17 protein-coding genes are annotated in these 15832 nt (G+C 54.7%); 9 read left to right on the forward strand and 8 right to left on the reverse strand.

Features of this window, described 5'->3' with window-relative positions:
* Window positions 1–66: 66 nt before the first annotated feature.
* A complete protein-coding gene (locus ABOC21_RS23065; protein ID WP_426813403.1) occupies window positions 67–777 on the reverse strand; it encodes a response regulator transcription factor in 711 nt (236 codons plus the stop codon).
* Window positions 778–1220: 443 nt separating this feature from the next.
* Window positions 1221–2114: a LysR family transcriptional regulator gene (locus ABOC21_RS23070; RefSeq protein ID WP_426813404.1), complete on the reverse strand. Its 894-nt coding sequence runs from the start codon at window positions 2112–2114 to the stop codon at window positions 1221–1223.
* Between the two features lie 100 nt (window positions 2115–2214).
* Between ABOC21_RS23070 and ABOC21_RS23075 the strand changes: the two genes are divergently transcribed.
* From ABOC21_RS23075 to ABOC21_RS23090, 4 genes are all read left to right on the forward strand, one after another.
* Window positions 2215–2544 carry a YciI family protein gene (locus tag ABOC21_RS23075; protein WP_426813405.1) on the forward strand — a complete coding sequence of 110 codons (330 nt, stop codon included), beginning with the start codon at window positions 2215–2217 and terminating at the stop codon, window positions 2542–2544.
* Between the two features lie 175 nt (window positions 2545–2719).
* Window positions 2720–2899, forward strand: coding sequence for a helix-turn-helix domain-containing protein (locus tag ABOC21_RS23080; RefSeq protein ID WP_426815567.1), 180 nt, complete (start codon window positions 2720–2722; stop codon window positions 2897–2899).
* Window positions 2900–3203: 304 nt separating this feature from the next.
* Complete coding sequence (locus ABOC21_RS23085) at window positions 3204–4178, forward strand: aliphatic sulfonate ABC transporter substrate-binding protein (RefSeq protein ID WP_426813406.1); 975 nt, start codon at window positions 3204–3206, stop codon at window positions 4176–4178.
* 19 nt (window positions 4179–4197) lie between these two features.
* On the forward strand, window positions 4198–5556 hold the full coding sequence (locus tag ABOC21_RS23090) for an LLM class flavin-dependent oxidoreductase (RefSeq protein ID WP_426813407.1): 1359 nt from the start codon (window positions 4198–4200) through the stop codon (window positions 5554–5556).
* Between the two features lie 166 nt (window positions 5557–5722).
* On the opposite strand, the gene ABOC21_RS23095 is transcribed toward ABOC21_RS23090, so the two are convergent.
* Window positions 5723–6514 (reverse strand): DsbA family protein, encoded by a 792-nt coding sequence (locus ABOC21_RS23095; RefSeq protein WP_426813408.1) that lies wholly within the window; start codon window positions 6512–6514, stop codon window positions 5723–5725.
* A gap of 235 nt (window positions 6515–6749) precedes the next feature.
* Here ABOC21_RS23095 and ABOC21_RS23100 point away from each other — a divergent pair, with 235 nt between their 5' ends.
* The 3 genes from ABOC21_RS23100 to cbpM all read left to right on the forward strand — a co-directional run bounded on the left by ABOC21_RS23100 (window position 6750) and on the right by cbpM (window position 8803).
* Window positions 6750–7412, forward strand: coding sequence for a TerC family protein (locus tag ABOC21_RS23100; protein ID WP_426813409.1), 663 nt, complete (start codon window positions 6750–6752; stop codon window positions 7410–7412).
* Between the two features lie 168 nt (window positions 7413–7580).
* Window positions 7581–8498 carry a curved DNA-binding protein gene (gene cbpA / locus ABOC21_RS23105; RefSeq protein ID WP_426813410.1) on the forward strand — a complete coding sequence of 306 codons (918 nt, stop codon included), beginning with the start codon at window positions 7581–7583 and terminating at the stop codon, window positions 8496–8498.
* The gene (cbpM, locus tag ABOC21_RS23110; protein ID WP_426813411.1) at window positions 8498–8803 is read left to right on the forward strand and encodes a chaperone modulator CbpM; all 306 of its coding nucleotides are present in this window, start codon (window positions 8498–8500) and stop codon (window positions 8801–8803) included. The genes cbpA and cbpM overlap by 1 nt, the downstream gene beginning before the upstream one ends.
* A 102-nt stretch (window positions 8804–8905) precedes the next feature.
* Here the strand turns inward: cbpM and ABOC21_RS23115 are convergent, their stop codons facing one another.
* From ABOC21_RS23115 to ABOC21_RS23125, 3 genes are all read right to left on the reverse strand, one after another.
* Window positions 8906–9283, reverse strand: a complete 378-nt coding sequence (locus ABOC21_RS23115; protein ID WP_426813412.1) for a plasmid partitioning/stability family protein — start codon at window positions 9281–9283, stop codon at window positions 8906–8908.
* Between the two features lie 9 nt (window positions 9284–9292).
* Window positions 9293–10249: a plasmid segregation protein ParM domain-containing protein gene (parM, locus tag ABOC21_RS23120; protein ID WP_426813413.1), complete on the reverse strand. Its 957-nt coding sequence runs from the start codon at window positions 10247–10249 to the stop codon at window positions 9293–9295.
* Window positions 10250–10685: 436 nt separating this feature from the next.
* Window positions 10686–12032: an alpha-glucosidase/alpha-galactosidase gene (locus ABOC21_RS23125; RefSeq protein WP_426813414.1), complete on the reverse strand. Its 1347-nt coding sequence runs from the start codon at window positions 12030–12032 to the stop codon at window positions 10686–10688.
* Window positions 12033–12273: 241 nt separating this feature from the next.
* Here ABOC21_RS23125 and melR point away from each other — a divergent pair, with 241 nt between their 5' ends.
* Window positions 12274–13209, forward strand: a complete 936-nt coding sequence (gene melR, locus ABOC21_RS23130) for a transcriptional regulator MelR (RefSeq protein ID WP_426813415.1) — start codon at window positions 12274–12276, stop codon at window positions 13207–13209.
* A 64-nt stretch (window positions 13210–13273) separates the two neighbouring features.
* Here the strand turns inward: melR and proP are convergent, their stop codons facing one another.
* Window positions 13274–14173 carry a glycine betaine/L-proline transporter ProP gene (gene proP / locus ABOC21_RS23135; RefSeq protein WP_426813416.1) on the reverse strand — a complete coding sequence of 300 codons (900 nt, stop codon included), beginning with the start codon at window positions 14171–14173 and terminating at the stop codon, window positions 13274–13276.
* Window positions 14082–14777, reverse strand: a complete 696-nt coding sequence (locus ABOC21_RS23140) for an MFS transporter (protein WP_426813417.1) — start codon at window positions 14775–14777, stop codon at window positions 14082–14084. Before ABOC21_RS23140 ends, proP begins: the two co-directional genes overlap by 92 nt.
* A gap of 542 nt (window positions 14778–15319) precedes the next feature.
* On the opposite strand from ABOC21_RS23140, the gene ABOC21_RS23145 reads away from it, so the two are divergent.
* Window positions 15320–15655 (forward strand): zinc ribbon domain-containing protein YjdM, encoded by a 336-nt coding sequence (locus ABOC21_RS23145; protein WP_426813418.1) that lies wholly within the window; start codon window positions 15320–15322, stop codon window positions 15653–15655.
* The last annotated feature ends 177 nt before the right edge of the window (window positions 15656–15832 follow it).

Below are 15832 nucleotides of genomic sequence, written 5' to 3' on the forward strand. Positions count from 1 at the left end.
GCTGATACTCGCCACTCTAACTGAGAAGAAAAATAGCCAGTAGCGGATGCTATACTTTTTCACGCGTTAATCCCCCAGTCGGTAGCCAAAGCCGCGAATGCTCTCAGGTACAAAATTAACGCCTACTTTTTCCAGCTTTTTACGTAACTTACTGATATGGCTATCAACCGTACGCTCCCCCGCGCTGCTTTCGGCAAAGCAGGCGTCGAGTATCTCGGTTCGGCTAAACACCCGCTTCGGGTAGCGAATCAGATGCAGCAAAATGCGGTATTCGGTGGACGTCAGCAGATTAGAAATATCGGCGCGTTCGGGGCCAACCAGCACCTGGTGCGTCATTTGATTGATATACATATGCTTAGTCTGGTAAATCTTGCGCACATCATCCCTGGTATGATGACGCAGTCGCTTCAGGATCACGAGGATACGCGCAATCACCTCACTCGGATTGAACGGTTTTATGACATAGTCGTCCGCGCCGGTGCGCAGCGCGTAAACCTTATCGGCATCGGTGTCCAGCGCGGTCAGCATCATTATCGGCGCATCGCTGAATCTGCGGACCTCTTCTAAAACGGCCCAGCCATCTTTGCCCGGCATAATAATATCGAGGATGATAAAGTCTGGCTCATGCTGCTGTATATAATTAACCGCCTTAACACCATCATCCGCATGAAAAACAATGAAGCCTTCGCGATGTAAATACGCCATCAGCGCCCTGGCGATATCCCGATCATCTTCAGCCAGGACAATTTTTATTTCGTTGCCTGAGGATGATTTCATTTATTAACACTTCTCCACGTACTCTCCATATAACCTCCACATAAAAGAGAAAATGGTCGATAACATCTCCACATCAAAATCAACTGTAATATTAACGACTAAAAATTTTTTTACCACACTCAGCGGATTTTTATTTTATAAAGCAATAAGTCATTGTAATTATTTACTTAATGATCATTGGTAACGGCCGAATTATTCATCAAGCCTGGATTCAGGAGCGCTCGATGAGAAAATCATATATTACCGTCGTAATATTACTGACTCTTACTGCTGCCGCCTCTTCAATGGCGGAAATGAATGTCTCAGGAGCGCAAAAAATTGTTCGCAACAGCTGAAGTGCTGAAGAACTCATCCACTCCTCAAACCCGGATATAGAGTAATATTTTTTAACGACCAAAACACCTGATGTATTTTGTCAGGTGTTTTATTTTCCGGGGTAGCAGTTAGTTAAAATAGTCACTGAGCTCATCAACCAGAATTCTATAACGCGTCTCTTTTAGCCGCGAAGGGTCGTACAGCAGATTCATCGTGCGTTCGGGAAACGTATAGTCAGCCAGAATAGCGACTAATCGCCCCTCCTTAATAGGCTGCTCAAGCCCCTTTTCATAACCAATCAGAACCCCAACACCTTTCAACGCGGCTTCAAGCATGGCGCCCCAGTCGTTAACGATCAGCCGTGAAGTCACCTCGACTTCAATGAGCCCCTTCGTGCTGTAGAAGGGCCAGCGATGGGTTGCTCCCTCAAACCACGGGGAGAAACCCAGACATTCGTGATCGGCGAGATCGGCGGGATGAAGTGGCCAACCGCGCCTTTCCAGGTATCGGGGGGCCGCACAGGCAATAAGCCGATATGCGGATAGCGGTTTGGCTGCTAATCGCAGGTTGGCGTCAAGTTCGCCGATGCGGATCGCAGCATCACATCCTTCAGCAGCCGGATTGATGACCTCATCAGATAACGTGAGCTCAACGCGGAGTTGCGGATAGCGCTGGAGAAACTGGCTGACGAAGTGCACCAGCGCATAGCGTCCAAACGTGACCGGGGCATTTAAGCGAAGCATTCCGGAAAGGGATTCAGCCGCTCCGTTCGCTTCACTATCAGCATCATCAATGGCCTGCAGAATGGCTTCGCAGCGCCGAAAGTACTGGCTACCGGCAGGCGTAAGGCTGTGTTTGCGCGTCGTTCTGTTAAGCAAACGAGCCGACAGCTGTTTTTCCAGCGTGGCGATATGGCGAGCCACCATTTGCGGAGACATCCCCAGCCTGTCTGCCGCCGCGACAAAAGAGCCTTCCCGCACCGCGGCAACAAAAACGCGAAGACCGGTAAGTTTATCCAGCATTAACAACTCCTGATTGTTTCACAACCCAATACCAGCCTATTTTAAATACTGTCAGCGGTCATTATGCTTCTGTTTCTTCACCATCGAGCAGGAACAGACTATGGGTATCTATATTGTAAGAATGGACCATCCGGAAGGTACGGAGTGGAATACGTTTGTTCGGGAGCATGTAATCTACCTGAAGGATCTTATCCAAAAAGGCAAACTTATTGCATCGGGACCACTGAAGAACACCCCGCTACGAGCGGGTTTTCTGATTTTCAGGGCCGATAGGGTGGAAGACGTTCAGGATATGGTGAATGCGGATCCTTTTATGCGCCAGGATCTTATCGCGCACCTGGATATTCAGGAATGGGACCCGCTGTTTGGTCAGCTTAGCGCCCTATCGAGCCACGTTACGGCCAAAGAGCTGCAGGATCTGGTTGACTGAACCTGATTTCACGACTGCCAGAACCCTGCCGTTATCGCAGTTCACGAGATGCCGTCGCATTCGTGGTCAGTGGGCTTGCTTGCCCGCAAATGCGGGCCGTCACGCTCCGGTTTCGCCCATCGGTTCAGCACAATAATGGACATCTGCGCTATCGAATCTCCTTCAGCAATGGCGGATTACCCTCGCGAAAGATGCGCTCTGGTCGGGTACGTCGACAATCGGCGAGATTGCCTTACAGGGCGAATTTCAATCCTTAAGCGCTTTTAGTTCGGCATTCAGCCGCATCGCCGGCTGTTCCCCAAAGCAATTTCGCGAGGGTTATACGCGGCAGCCAGGCGCCGAATCTCAATCCTGATAAAATATAGAAATAAGATACATCGCCGGCAGCCCCAAAAACATTTATAAATAACAACCTTTTCAAAATGTCATAAAATCCCCTCTCGGGAATTCGAAACTAATTATCGGCACGGTGCCGCCAGTTATCCTCTGAGCCATTAACCATCAGTCCTTCACGCCGAATGCAAAATACCACCATAATAAATTTTTTTATGCGGATATCGCATAACCAAATGACATTTTCTGGTAAGCCCTACATCCTCATTGACCGAACTCGCGGAGAAGATATCATTAAAAAATAAACATAAAACGGGCATCATCCAATGAATAAACTAAAACTTAACATTACCAGAAATTTTATCGCCATCATCGCCCTGCTGTCACTTATATCCGTTAATGTCTCAGCGGCGCCGCAAAAAGTATTAAGAGTGGGCTATCAGAAATTCAACTCCATTAATATATTAAAAGGAAGCGGTGAGCTGGAAAAGGCGCTAAAAGACCAAAATATCACGGTTAAATGGTACGAATTTGCCGCCGGTCCCCAGCTGCTGGAGGCGTTAAGTACCGGCGCTATCGATATCGGCCATGCCGCTGATGCTCCGTCGGTGTTTGCTCAGGCTGCGGGTAAATCAATTACATATCTCGCCGTCGAGAAGCCTAATCCTCTCGGGATCGGTATCGTGGTTAACAATAACTCGGCCATCAAATCGGTTGCGGATTTAAAAGGGAAAAAGATTGCTACCGGTCGTGGATGGAATGCGCAATATTTATTAGCGCTGGCGCTGAAACAGGCCGGGCTAACTTATCAGGATATCAAACCGGCTTACGTCAGCAGCGCGGCCGATGCCACCGCTGCGCTGGAGTCAGGCAGCGTGGACGCCGCAACGCTGTGGGATCCGTTCCTCGCAGCCGCAGAAAAAAAATTGCCGGTACATGTTCTTCGCAGCGGAGAAGGCCTGAGCAATAACCGGACATTTTATTTAAGCACCACAGATTTTGTGAACAATAATCCACAGACGGTTAAGATCTTCTTCTCCCGGTTGGAAAAAGTCAGCCAGTGGGCAAATAACCATCCAGAAGAAGTCGCGGAAAAGTTAGCTCCGCAGTTGGGCATAACGCCAGACGTTTTGCTATTAGCGACTAAAAGACGAAACTATGAGGCGGGAGCAATAACGCCGCCGGTCATCAAAGAGCAGCAGCAGGTTGCGGATACTTTCCAGGAGTTAAATCTTATTCCGCAGAAAATCACCGTCGGGGATATTGTTTACCCAAAATCTTTCGTAAAAAATAATCCATAACGAGCGGGAGATTGCCATCATGGCGGTAAAAAAAATCAGATTTAATGCCTTTACGATGAATTCAACCACCCATCAGTCTCCCGGGCTATGGCGGCATCCGAACAACAGAAGCGGCGAACACAACAGCATTGAATACTGGCAAAACCTGGCCCGCTTGCTTGAAAAAGGATTATTTGATGCGGTTTTCATCGCTGATGTTATGGGAGTTTATGATGTTTATAAAGGGAATGCGCAAGCCTCTATTAAGGGAGGAGTACAGTTTCCGGTTCACGATCCTTTATTGATTGTTCCGGTGATGGCCGCCGTAACGCAGAATTTAGGTTTCGGCGTGACCTTCTCCTTAACCTATGAGCACCCCTTTCCTTTTGCACGCAGGATGTCCACCTTAGACCATTTAACCAATGGCCGGGTCGGCTGGAATATCGTCACCGGTTATTTAGATAGCGCAGCCCGGAGCCTCGGCCTGGATAAGCAGCTGGATCACGACCAGCGTTATGACCTTGCCGATGAATATCTGGAAGTATTGTATAAATTATGGGAACACAGCTGGGAGGACGAGGCGATTATAAAAGATCCGGATACCGCCCAATATCTCGACGCGCAGAAAATACATAAAATAGACCATCAGGGTAAATACTTTACCCTTTCCGCCTATCATTTGACCGAACCTTCTCCTCAGAGAACGCCGGTACTGTTTCAGGCAGGGACTTCCGCGCGGGGAAGAACCTTTTCCGCCAGACACGCGGAGTGCGTTTTCATTAGCGGGCCCACCAAAAGCGTGATCAGGAAAATGGCCAGCGATCTCCGCGAGAGCCTGCGAGCGTCCGGCCGCAGCCCCCACGAGCAGCTCATTTATGCGCAGGCTTTACTCATTGTGGATGTAGATTCTCAGCGCGCCCGGGAAAAATTAGATGACTACATACGCCATATCGATTTCGAGTCGGCAATATCGTTACTCTCCGGCTGGACGGGTCTCGATCTTTCTGATTTAAAACCCGATCAGGTTATTGAATATATTGAGAATAACGCTGGAAGATCGGCGCTGGCCTCTTTTACCCGCAGCAACCCAAACCATAAATGGACCGTCGCTGAAGCGGTGAAATTTATCGGGCTCGGCGGCCGCGGGCCGATTATCGTCGGCTCGCCCGCGGAAGTGGCCGGCCAGCTCGAGGAGTGGATTGACGAAACCGGCGTTGATGGATTCAACTTAACCTACGGCATCGCGCCGGGTGATTTTAGCGCAGTGATAGAATTACTGATCCCGGAATTACAGCAAAGAGGCCGCTATCCGCAGGCGTATTCCGATGGAACGCTCCGACACAAGCTATTTGGTCAGGGTAACCGCATCAGAAATAACGGAACCTCGACGCCGCGGTAGCAGGTATGGCTTATCCATAACCAGCCCCGCTGGCGTGCTTTACGGGCTTTGCGCATAAAACCCGGGGCGGTAACCTAATCGACCCGCGGGCGTATAGCATAAATATCAAAGGCGGCTTGCGCCTCCCCGCGCGGCGGAGGTGTACGCATTCAGCGCCGCCTGACCATCAGTTACCGCCGGCTTTTTTGATCGCCGCATCCAGCGAGTCTTTATCGGCAAGACCCGGGAAGACGGTGATAGTGGCTTCGGTCGCCCCGGTGGTCGGCATGACGATAACGCCCGGCGTGCCGCTTAAGCCAATCTCCTGCGCCAGCTGGTTAGTCGCCTCAAGCGCCGGCTCAACGTCCGCGGCCTTTTTCGCGTCGAAATTGACCTTCTTCACCTGCTGCTGAATATCCGCCGCCGTCAGCTTGCCCTCGTTATGCCCGGTGGCATAAATCCCGTTGTGGTAGGTCAGGTAGGCTTCCGCCCCCAGTTGCTGGTAAATCTGCATCCCGGTTTTCGCCGCGGTCAGCGACGTTTCCCAGCGGCTACCGAAAATAGGCCACTCTTTAAAGGCGAAGCGGGTCTGCGGATTTTCCTTAATCACCTGCTCCATCACCGGCGCCAGGCGGCTACAGTAAATGCACTGGTAATCAAAGAATTCGATCACCGTGACCTTGCCATCCGCCGGTCCGTAGGTCGGCGTATTTTTATCCTGGGTCAGCGCGGCCTGGTTCTTAATCACCGCCTGGGTCGCGGCGCTGGCCTGCTGCTCTTGCTGAATCTGCTGCAGCTTCTGGCTTGCCTGCAGCAGCACCTCCGGATGAGCGACTAAATAATCCGCGGCAATTTTGCCGATGCGCGCTTCCTGCTCCGGCGTAAAGGTGGCTGCGGGGGCATCAGCGGCGATAGCCAGGGCCGGAAGCAGCGTGGCGCTAATCAAGGCGAGGGTCACTATTTTTTTCGAGCCGGACATGAGGATGATCCTTGCGATAGGTAAACGGCAGGTAAGTCTGTTGAGACAAAGTAGCACTCTTTTACCCGCGAATAATCATCAGGCGATGCATTGATTCGTAACTTTATTTTTCAACCACGGGCAGACGCGCCGCCGCTGCTATTCACCCGAACGGTGGTCAACGCGGTCGAACGGGAGTACCCTTGCCCCTCCCTTTACCCTGGGGAAGGCGCTTTCCCGGTTAGATGAGTCAGGCATGAACGAGCTAGTTATTCAGTGGGATTTTACCGTCATTTTGCTGCAAATCATCGCTATCGACCTGCTGCTTGGCGGCGATAACGCGGTGGTCATTGCCATGGCCTGCCGCAAGCTGCCGCCGCATCTGCGCACTAAAGCAATCATTATCGGCACCTTTGGCGCCATCGTGGCCCGCGTGCTGCTGCTGGTCGTGGCGATCTATCTGCTCTCTTTACCGTGGCTCAAAATAATCGGCGCTCTGCTGCTGCTATGGATTGGTATCAGGCTGGTCGCCAATCAGGAGGAGAACGAAGAGGTCAGCAACTCCAGCAGCCTGTGGCGAACCGCCGTCACCATCACGGTGGCAGACGTCATTATGTCCCTCGATAACGTGCTGGCGGTGGCCGCCGCCGGCAAGGGCCACCTGATTCTGGTGGCGCTGGGGGTACTGATCAGCATTCCGATCATCGTCGCGGGCAGTAAGCTGGTGCTGGCGATATTGAATCGTTTTCCGTCCATTGTCCTGCTGGGCGGCGCGTTAATCGGCTGGATTGCCGGCGCCATGCTGGTCACCGATCCGACCATTATTCAGCTGTTCCCCACGGCGCCGGACGCGCTCCCGACAATCGCCGGGGCCGCTGGCGCCGGGCTGGTGATCGCCGAAGGGCTGCGTCGAAGCTAGGGTAAAAATTCAGGCCAGCGGGCCGCTCGCCGCTCGCCGCTCCCTCTTTCGCCGTCGATCCCGACGGCGTCAAGTTTCAGGCACATTCCTCTCACAGGCGTTTTCATTTGCCCTAAGCTTAATGGGGAAAGTTGTTACCACCCCACTTTGTGAAAATGAGATAACGATATGGAATTAAAGGATTATTATGCCATTTTAGGGGTTAAGCCAACGGACGATCTAAAAACCATTAAGACCGCCTACCGTCGCCTGGCTCGTAAATATCACCCCGACGTCAGCAAAGAAAGCGATGCTGAAGCCCAGTTTAAAGATCTTGCCGAAGCCTGGGAGGTGCTGAAAGACGAGCAGCGCCGCGCGGAGTACGACGAGCTCTGGCAGCATCGCAACGATCCGCACTTTGGCCAGCAGCAGGCCCCCCACGAGCAGAACTACAGCCAGCAGGACTTCGACGATATCTTCTCCTCGATGTTTGGCCAACAGGCGCACCACGCCCGGCGCCAGCAGGCCGCACGCGGCCACGATTTAGAAATCGAAGTCGCGGTATTCCTCGAAGAGACGCTTGCCGAACAGACCCGCACCATCAGCTACAGGCTGCCGGTGTATAACATTTTCGGCATGGTCGAGAGCGAAACGCCTAAAACGCTGAACGTGAAAATCCCCGCCGGCGTCAGCGACGGCCAGCGCATCCGCCTGAAGGGCCAGGGGACGCCGGGCGAGAACGGCGGGCCGAACGGCGACCTGTGGCTGGTTATCCATATTGCCCCGCATCCGCTGTTCGATATCGTGGGCCATAACCTGGAAATCGTCCTGCCGCTGGCCCCGTGGGAAGCCGCGCTGGGCACTAAGGTGACCGTCCCCACCCTCAAAGAGAGCATCCTGCTGACGATCCCCGCAGGCAGCCAGCCGGGTCAACGCCTGCGCATCAAAGGCAAAGGGCTGGCGAGCAAAACCGCCACCGGCGACCTGTTTGCGGTCATAAAAATCGTTATGCCGCCGAAGCCAAACGAAAAAACCAGCGCGCTCTGGCAGCAGCTCGCGGACGCAGAGGCGAGCTTCGAGCCGCGTAAAACATGGGGGAAAGCATAATGGCGAAGATGACAGTGACGTTCTCCATCACCGAGTTTTGTCTGCATACCGGCATTTCTGAAGACGAGCTTAGCGAAATCGTCGGCCTCGGGATGATTGAACCGCGCCAGCCGCAAACCGAGGTCTGGCTGTTTGACGACAGCGCGGTAACGATCGTGCACCGCGCGGTGCGCCTGCGCCGCGAGCTGGAGCTCGACTGGCCCGGTATCGCCGTGGCGCTGACGCTGCTGGATGAGAACGCGCGCCTGACCCGCGAGAACCGGCAGCTGCACCAGCAGCTGGCGCGCTTTCTGACCCACGGCTAATCTGCCCCCTCCCGGCTTGCGCTACGCAGAGCCGGGCGACGGAAATGAACTTCGTCTCGTCGCCCGGCCCAGACGTTAAGCCGCTATCCGCGAAAGCGGGGCTTAATCCGGCAGCGAGCCGGCAAGATTACGGGCGGAAATGCTCTCCGTCGCCTTCACCTCTTCTGCCACCGGTGCCGGTGCCGGCGCCGCCGGCGCAGCATTCGGAGCAGAGGCCGCGACGGCGGGCTGAATTTCCAGAAATGATGCCAGCATCGTACGCAACATCTCCGGCCGGGTATCTTCCGCCAGTAACGCCGCCAGCATTGACGGTAAGCGCCCGTCAATTTCTCCCAGCGCGAGGCCGGCCAGCAGGGCAGTACGCGACATTTCGCCGCGATCGCCACGATGATGGGCCTCAATTTTGGCATCGGCAAAGCGCTCGCTGGCGCTGATATCCGGGCGCAGGTAAATCAGAACCTTTCTGCGTTCCAGAGTCATACCCGCTCCTTAGCCTATTATTTTCAGACCGCGAACCAGCGCAAACTGCGGTTCATCAGCGACCACAAAGCGATCGTCACGCAGGCCTACCCGCGCGCGGATGGCGTCCGCCACCAGCGGCGCGCCGCCGCCAATCACAATCACGTGAGAATAGCCCTTAAAGCTATCAATGGTCGTCAGCACGCGCGTGGTGAGCCGCTCGATGCTTCCGGCAATCACCTTTTTCACATCGGAGACCGCATCCGGATCGTTGATGTTGTCAGCCAGATAGGCATCGTCATCGCGGTTAATGATGATCTGATCGACGTTGTAGCTGGAAGTGTCGGTATTCGCTCTGGCCAGCGCCAGCTTCACCGCATCGGTTACCAGCGATACGCCCAGCTTCGGGTCGCCAAAAATGCGCGAAACCGAGGTCATCTGGCCGGCCACCATCGAGATATCCAGCGTGGTGCCGCCCAGGTCGACAATCAGTACGGAGTGTGACGGTTTAAGCTCATCGCACAGGCTGATACCGGCCGGGATAGACTCCGGGCGCACGGTGACTTTGGTGATATTGAACACTTCGCCTTTGTTGAGTTTGACCGCGCGGCGCAGGCTCTTTTTCTTGCGTTCGATATTGTCGAGGCGGTACTGGGCATCTTCGTCGTAAAACTCGGTCAGCGGCAGCGTCACCACGATCTCCACATCCTGCGGCTCAAGTCCGCTGGTCAGCAGAGCGTGATGCACGGCGATGGAGTTCAGCGGGCTGTACTGCCATTCGATATTGTTGGTCGGCAACGCATCCGGCGTAATCAGGTCGAAAGAGTACTTCTCCTCATCCACGGTGTAGTTATAGGGCTTCCCGGTACCGAAGGTGGCGGACCATCCACGCTTGAAGCTGTTCGGGCTGATATGGGTCAATGTTTCACCATCTTGTTCCCACAGCATTTTGATATTGGTTGAACCATCATCGATAAAAATGCGCATCGTATCGCTCCGTCTCTGCGACAAATAAGAGAAAAAATAAGACTACAAAAGAGTAGCAAGCGTTAGGCGACCGCGCAATAGCGCAAAAAAGAGACAATTCTGAGAAATTAAAGAGCCATATCAGATAAAATTAAAATCAACGACCGCAAAAAGAGAACAATTAGAGAATTAATAGATAACTATCAGAGATTAACTTCTTGTGCTTTTTGGTGAAAAATGAAGAGAAAACCCGCGCTAGCTCAGCGAATTTTCGCCTACGCTCGCGCAAAATCCGCGGGTTTTATCATCTGCCGCGGCGTCGGCCATAGCGCAGCGCGTCATCTTTTATGATGCTGCGGCCCGTTCAGGGTGTCGGGGAGATTTCGGCGGGGATGCCGCGGGAAATGAAATTGCGGCGGATATCGTCGGGCCCGGCGGCCCGACGACGGAGGAAGGATTAACGCCGCAGCCAGGCCGGCAGCCAGTCGCCGTGGCTGGCTATCAGATCGTCCACCAGCGCATAGATTTCCTCAATTCCCAGCACCGCCGCGGTGTGCGGATCCATCATCGTCGCGTAATAGACGTAATCGCGGTTCTCGGTGAGGATCGCCTCGGTCAGCAGGGTCTGGACGTTGATGTTGGTTTGCATCAGCGCCGCCAGGTGCGCGGGCAGCTTGCCAACTTTGGTGGGCTGAATACCGTTGGCGTCCACCAGGCAGGCGACCTCCACGCAGCACCCTTGCGGCAGGTTGTCGATCAGCCCGTCGTTGCGCACGTTGCCGTATACCACGCTCGGCTCGCCGGTCCAGATGGCGTTCATAATCGTGCTGGCGTACTCGCGCGAGGGCTTAATATCGATGCGATCGCCGGTTTTATACATCTCCAGCTCTTTATGCCAGTTCGCCACCTGCTCGACGCAGCGCTTCGGATATTCATCCAGCGGCACCTGATAGCGGGCGATCAGGTCTTCACGCCCCGGCTTGATAAACCACGGAGTATATTCAGCGAAGTGCTCCGACGATTCCGTCACGAAGTAGCCCAGCTTTTTGAACATCTCATAGCGAACGATATTCTGGCAGCGCGAGTTCTCGCGGTGCTTCGGCGCGCGCCCTTCGGCAAAGGCCTGCAGCATGTCCGGATAGATGCTGACGTAGCTGCCGTCGCCCCTCTTTTTCTCCAGCGACAGGTAGAACGCCATGTGGTTAATACCGGCGCAGCGGTAGCGCAGATCCGCCGGGTCGAGATCAAGGTCGTGCGCCAGCTCTTCCGCCGTGCCCTGCACGGAATGGCACAGGCCAACCTGCTTGATATGCGGATAGCGCGCGTACATCGCCCAGGTGTTCATCGCCATCGGGTTGACGTAATTGAGCATCGTCGCGTTCGGGCAGACCTCGGTCATATCGTCACAGATGCGCCACAGGTGCGGAATGGTCCGCAGCGCCCGCATAACCCCGCCCGGACCGAGCGTATCGGCGATGGTCTGCTCCAGCCCGTGTCGCTTGCAGACCTCAAAATCGGTTACCGTACACGGCTGGTAGCCGCCAATCTGGAAAGCGACCACCACAAAATCCGCGTCCATCAGCGCGGCCTTCTGGTCGCGATGGCAGCTAATTTCGCCGTGAGCGCCGATGGAGTCCATCAGCTTTTGCACCACGATATGCGACTCTTCCAGGCGGTCGGCGTCGATATCCATCAGCGCGATATGCGCCGATTTCAACGCCGGGCGCTGAAAAACGTCGCCGAGAATATTTTTAACGAAAACCGTTGAGCCAGCGCCGATAAAGGTAATTTTTGGGGCAGACATAGTGCTCTCTCCGAAAGGTCATTGAACACCCGCAGCGTGACACGCCGGACGCGCCGCGCGCTGCCCTCTTCCCGGCAGAGCATTCCCGGAAACTCAGATCGGCCGTTACCCGCCACAAAATCTAAGCTTTCGGGAACAATATGGCGGAAAAGGAGAGAAAACGGGCGCTTTAATCCGCTAGGATAGGCGTATACCGGTGCAAAAAAACAGCAACTATGACGATTCAGGAATCCGCAGCCTCATGGAAAAAACACTTACGCCGCCTCCCGACTCGTATATGAGCAGCAGCGACGAGAAAAACACCCGCAGCCCGCTGGCGCTCTACTCTGAGTATCAGCGCATGGATATTGAGCTGCGCACCCCGCACGCCATGACCACCAGCCACTGGCACGGTCAGGTGGAGGTTAACGTCCCTTTCGACGGCGACGTGGAGTATCTGATTAACAACGAGGTAGTGAGCATCAAGCAGGGCTATATCACTCTGTTCTGGGCCTGTACGCCGCATCAGCTCACCCGCCCCGGCAGCTGCCGGCAAATGGCCATCTTCAACCTGCCGATGCATCTGTTTTTGTCCTGGCCGCTGGACCGGGAGCTGATCAACAACGTGACCCACGGGATGGTCATTAAATCCCTCGCGGCGCAGCAGCTCAGCGTCTTTGAGGTCCAGCGCTGGCAGCAGGAGCTCGCCAGCGACAACGAGCAGATCCGCCAGCTGGCGATCGAAGAGATCGCCCTGATGCTCAAGCGCTTTAGCCTCTCTGGCTGGCAGCCGATTCTGGTCAACAAAACCTCGCGAACGCATAAGCACAGCGTCTCGCGGCACGCGCAGTTTTACGTCAGCCAGATGCTCGAATTTATCGCCGCGCACTACGATCGGGCGCTGACCGTCGATGCGGTTGCCGAACACGTTAAGCTCAACCCCAACTACGCGATGGGCATTTTTCAACGGGTGATGCAGCAGACCATGAAGCAGTACATCACCGCCATGCGTATTAACCACGTCCGCGCCCTGCTCTGCGACACCGACAAAACCATCCTGGATATCGCCCTGACCGCCGGCTTTCGCTCCAGCAGCCGCTTCTACAGCACCTTTAGCCGGTACGTCGGCATGCCGCCGCAGCAGTACCGCCGGCTCAGCCGGGAGCGGCGACGGAGCCTGCCGCCGGATGGCGCCTGAGCGGCCATAAAAAATGCCGCCCGGGAGGCCCGCGGCGGCATTGTTGTCGTTCCTGGCGAATGAATTAGTCGTTAATTCGCGGGTGCTGGTCCACCAGGCGGGAACGTTTCGCCTGCAAATCGGCGATTTCCTGATCGATATCTTCGATTTTGTTTTCGATGTTATCGTAGTGCTCGCCGAGGATCTCTTTCGCTTCCTGAATATCCGATGCCGCAGGCGTCGCCCCTTTCAGCGGACGGTTCGCCGTCTCCTTCATCGACACGCCGGTGATCAGGCCGATAACCGCAATCACCATCAGATAGTAGGCCGGCATCATCAGGTTCTGCGTGCTTTCCACCAGCCAGGCCGCCAGGGTTGGCGTCAGACCGGCAATCAGCACCGAGATGTTGAAGGCGCTGGCCAGCGCGCTGAAGCGGATATGGGTCGGGAACATCGCCGGCAGCGAAGAAGCCATCACCCCGATAAAGCAGTTCAGCACCACCGCCAGCAGCAGCAGGCCGGCAAAAATCAGGCCGATAACGTTGCTGTTAATCAGGATAAAGGCCGGAATCGACAGAGCGAACAGCGCCACGCTGCCAATCAGAATAAACGGACGGCGGCCGAAGCGGTCGCTGAGCATGCCGATAACCGGCTGCACAAACAGCATCCCGACCATAATCGCGATGATAATCAGCACCCCGTGATCTTCCGAGTAGTGCAGGTTATGCGACAGGTAGCTCGGCATATAGGTCAGCAGCATGTAGTAGGTCACGTTGGTGGAGATCACCAGACCGATACAGGTCAGCAGGCTACGCCAGTGTCTGGTGGCAATCTCTTTGAACGAGACCTTCGGCCCATCCTGCAGCCCTTCGCGATCGCCCTGCTCGAGGGTATCAACGTGCTGCTGGAACGCCGGAGTCTCTTCCAGCGCGTGGCGCAGATAGAGGCCGATAAGCCCTAACGGCAGCGCGAGGAAGAACGGCAAGCGCCAGCCCCAGGCTGAGGAAGTTCTCCTCGCCGACCACGCTGGAAATCAGCACCACCACGCCCGCGCCGAGGACAAACCCGGCGATGGAGCCGAAGTCCAGCCAGCTGCCCATAAAGCCGCGTTTACGGTCGGGCGAATATTCGGCGACGAAGATCGAGGCGCCGGTATACTCTCCGCCCACCGAGAAGCCCTGCGCCATCTTACACAGCAGCAGCAGAATCGGCGCCCAGATACCAATCGACGCGTACGACGGAATCAGGCCAATACAGAAGGTACTGATCGACATGATAACGATGGTTATCGCCAGAATTTTTTGCCGACCGTACTTATCGCCCAGCATGCCGAAGAACAGGCCGCCTAGCGGACGAATCAGGAACGGAACGGAGAATGTCCCTAGCGCGGCAATCATCTGCACGCTGGGATCGGCATCGGGGAAGAAGACTTTACCTAAGGCGTAGGCCACGAAGCCGTATACGCCGAAATCGAACCACTCCATCGCATTACCCAGCGACGCCGCGGTGATCGCTTTTTTCAGCTTGCCATCGTCAATGATGGTCACATCCCGCAGAGTGATTGGCTTTACTTTTTTCCTTTTAAGCATATTTTTCCTCTAAAGCTTCGCCGTGAGCGCACGAATCTCCGCCAAACAGCAATACCGTTTGCGTCGTGCGTTGGGAGCGGCGAATTGCCGTGCTCCTCTTCTCAAGCGTAGCAGGTTTGCCTGCACTGTCTGCTGACAGTCCGTACAACCGAACCTGTTGACGCCTGCTCTGGCGTAAATGAATCAATAAATAGAGCTACGAATAGACCTGATGAATTTACGAACTCGCCTTTTTACCCTAACAGCGTTTAAATTTGGGATCAACTTCACGAAAAATTGTTCGCCATATTATCGGGACGAGCAGCATTAATAAGCGCAATGAAGATGCGCAAGCAGTGATTTATTTGTGAATATCCCCTGACCGGCAGCACGGTGAATATCGCCGATATTTGATCGAAAAACAGAATATCCCCGCTGCGGTATCCGCGGAAAAAGTGGCCGACAAATGGCCGGCAGTGCGCTATAATAGCAGCCACTTTCGGCTATCAGCCGCCTTTTAGCGGGCCAAGGGCCTGTTTTATACAGTAATCACGAGGAACGCCATGCAACTCCCACAGTGTCCTAAATGCCATTCTGAGTACACCTATGAAGACAACGGCATGTTTATCTGCCCGGAATGCGCCCATGAATGGAACAATGCCGAACCGGCCGAAGAGAATGATGCGTTGACGGTGAAAGACGCCAACGGCAATTTACTCGTCGACGGCGACAGCGTCACCGTGATTAAAGATCTGAAGGTTAAAGGCAGCTCTTCGATGCTGAAAATCGGCACTAAAGTGAAGAATATCCGCCTGGTAGAAGGCGATCATAACATCGACTGCAAAATTGACGGTTTTGGTCAGATGAAGCTCAAATCCGAGTTCGTCAAAAAGAACTAACGCTATTTCCTCCTCGCAGGATCGTTATTTTCCCGGCAAGCCCCAGCGGCCGGGGAAATAAACGCATATACCCGGGCGCCATCGCCGCCTGTTTCCCGCCTCATCCGCCATGATTGCGCGCCGCCTGGCGCAGGCCGCTATTTTCTCCGCCCTCCTCCTGACCTCGCCGCCTGGCTT

Source organism: Klebsiella sp. WOUb02 (genome assembly GCF_050058015.1).
Taxonomy (GTDB): domain Bacteria; phylum Pseudomonadota; class Gammaproteobacteria; order Enterobacterales; family Enterobacteriaceae; genus Klebsiella.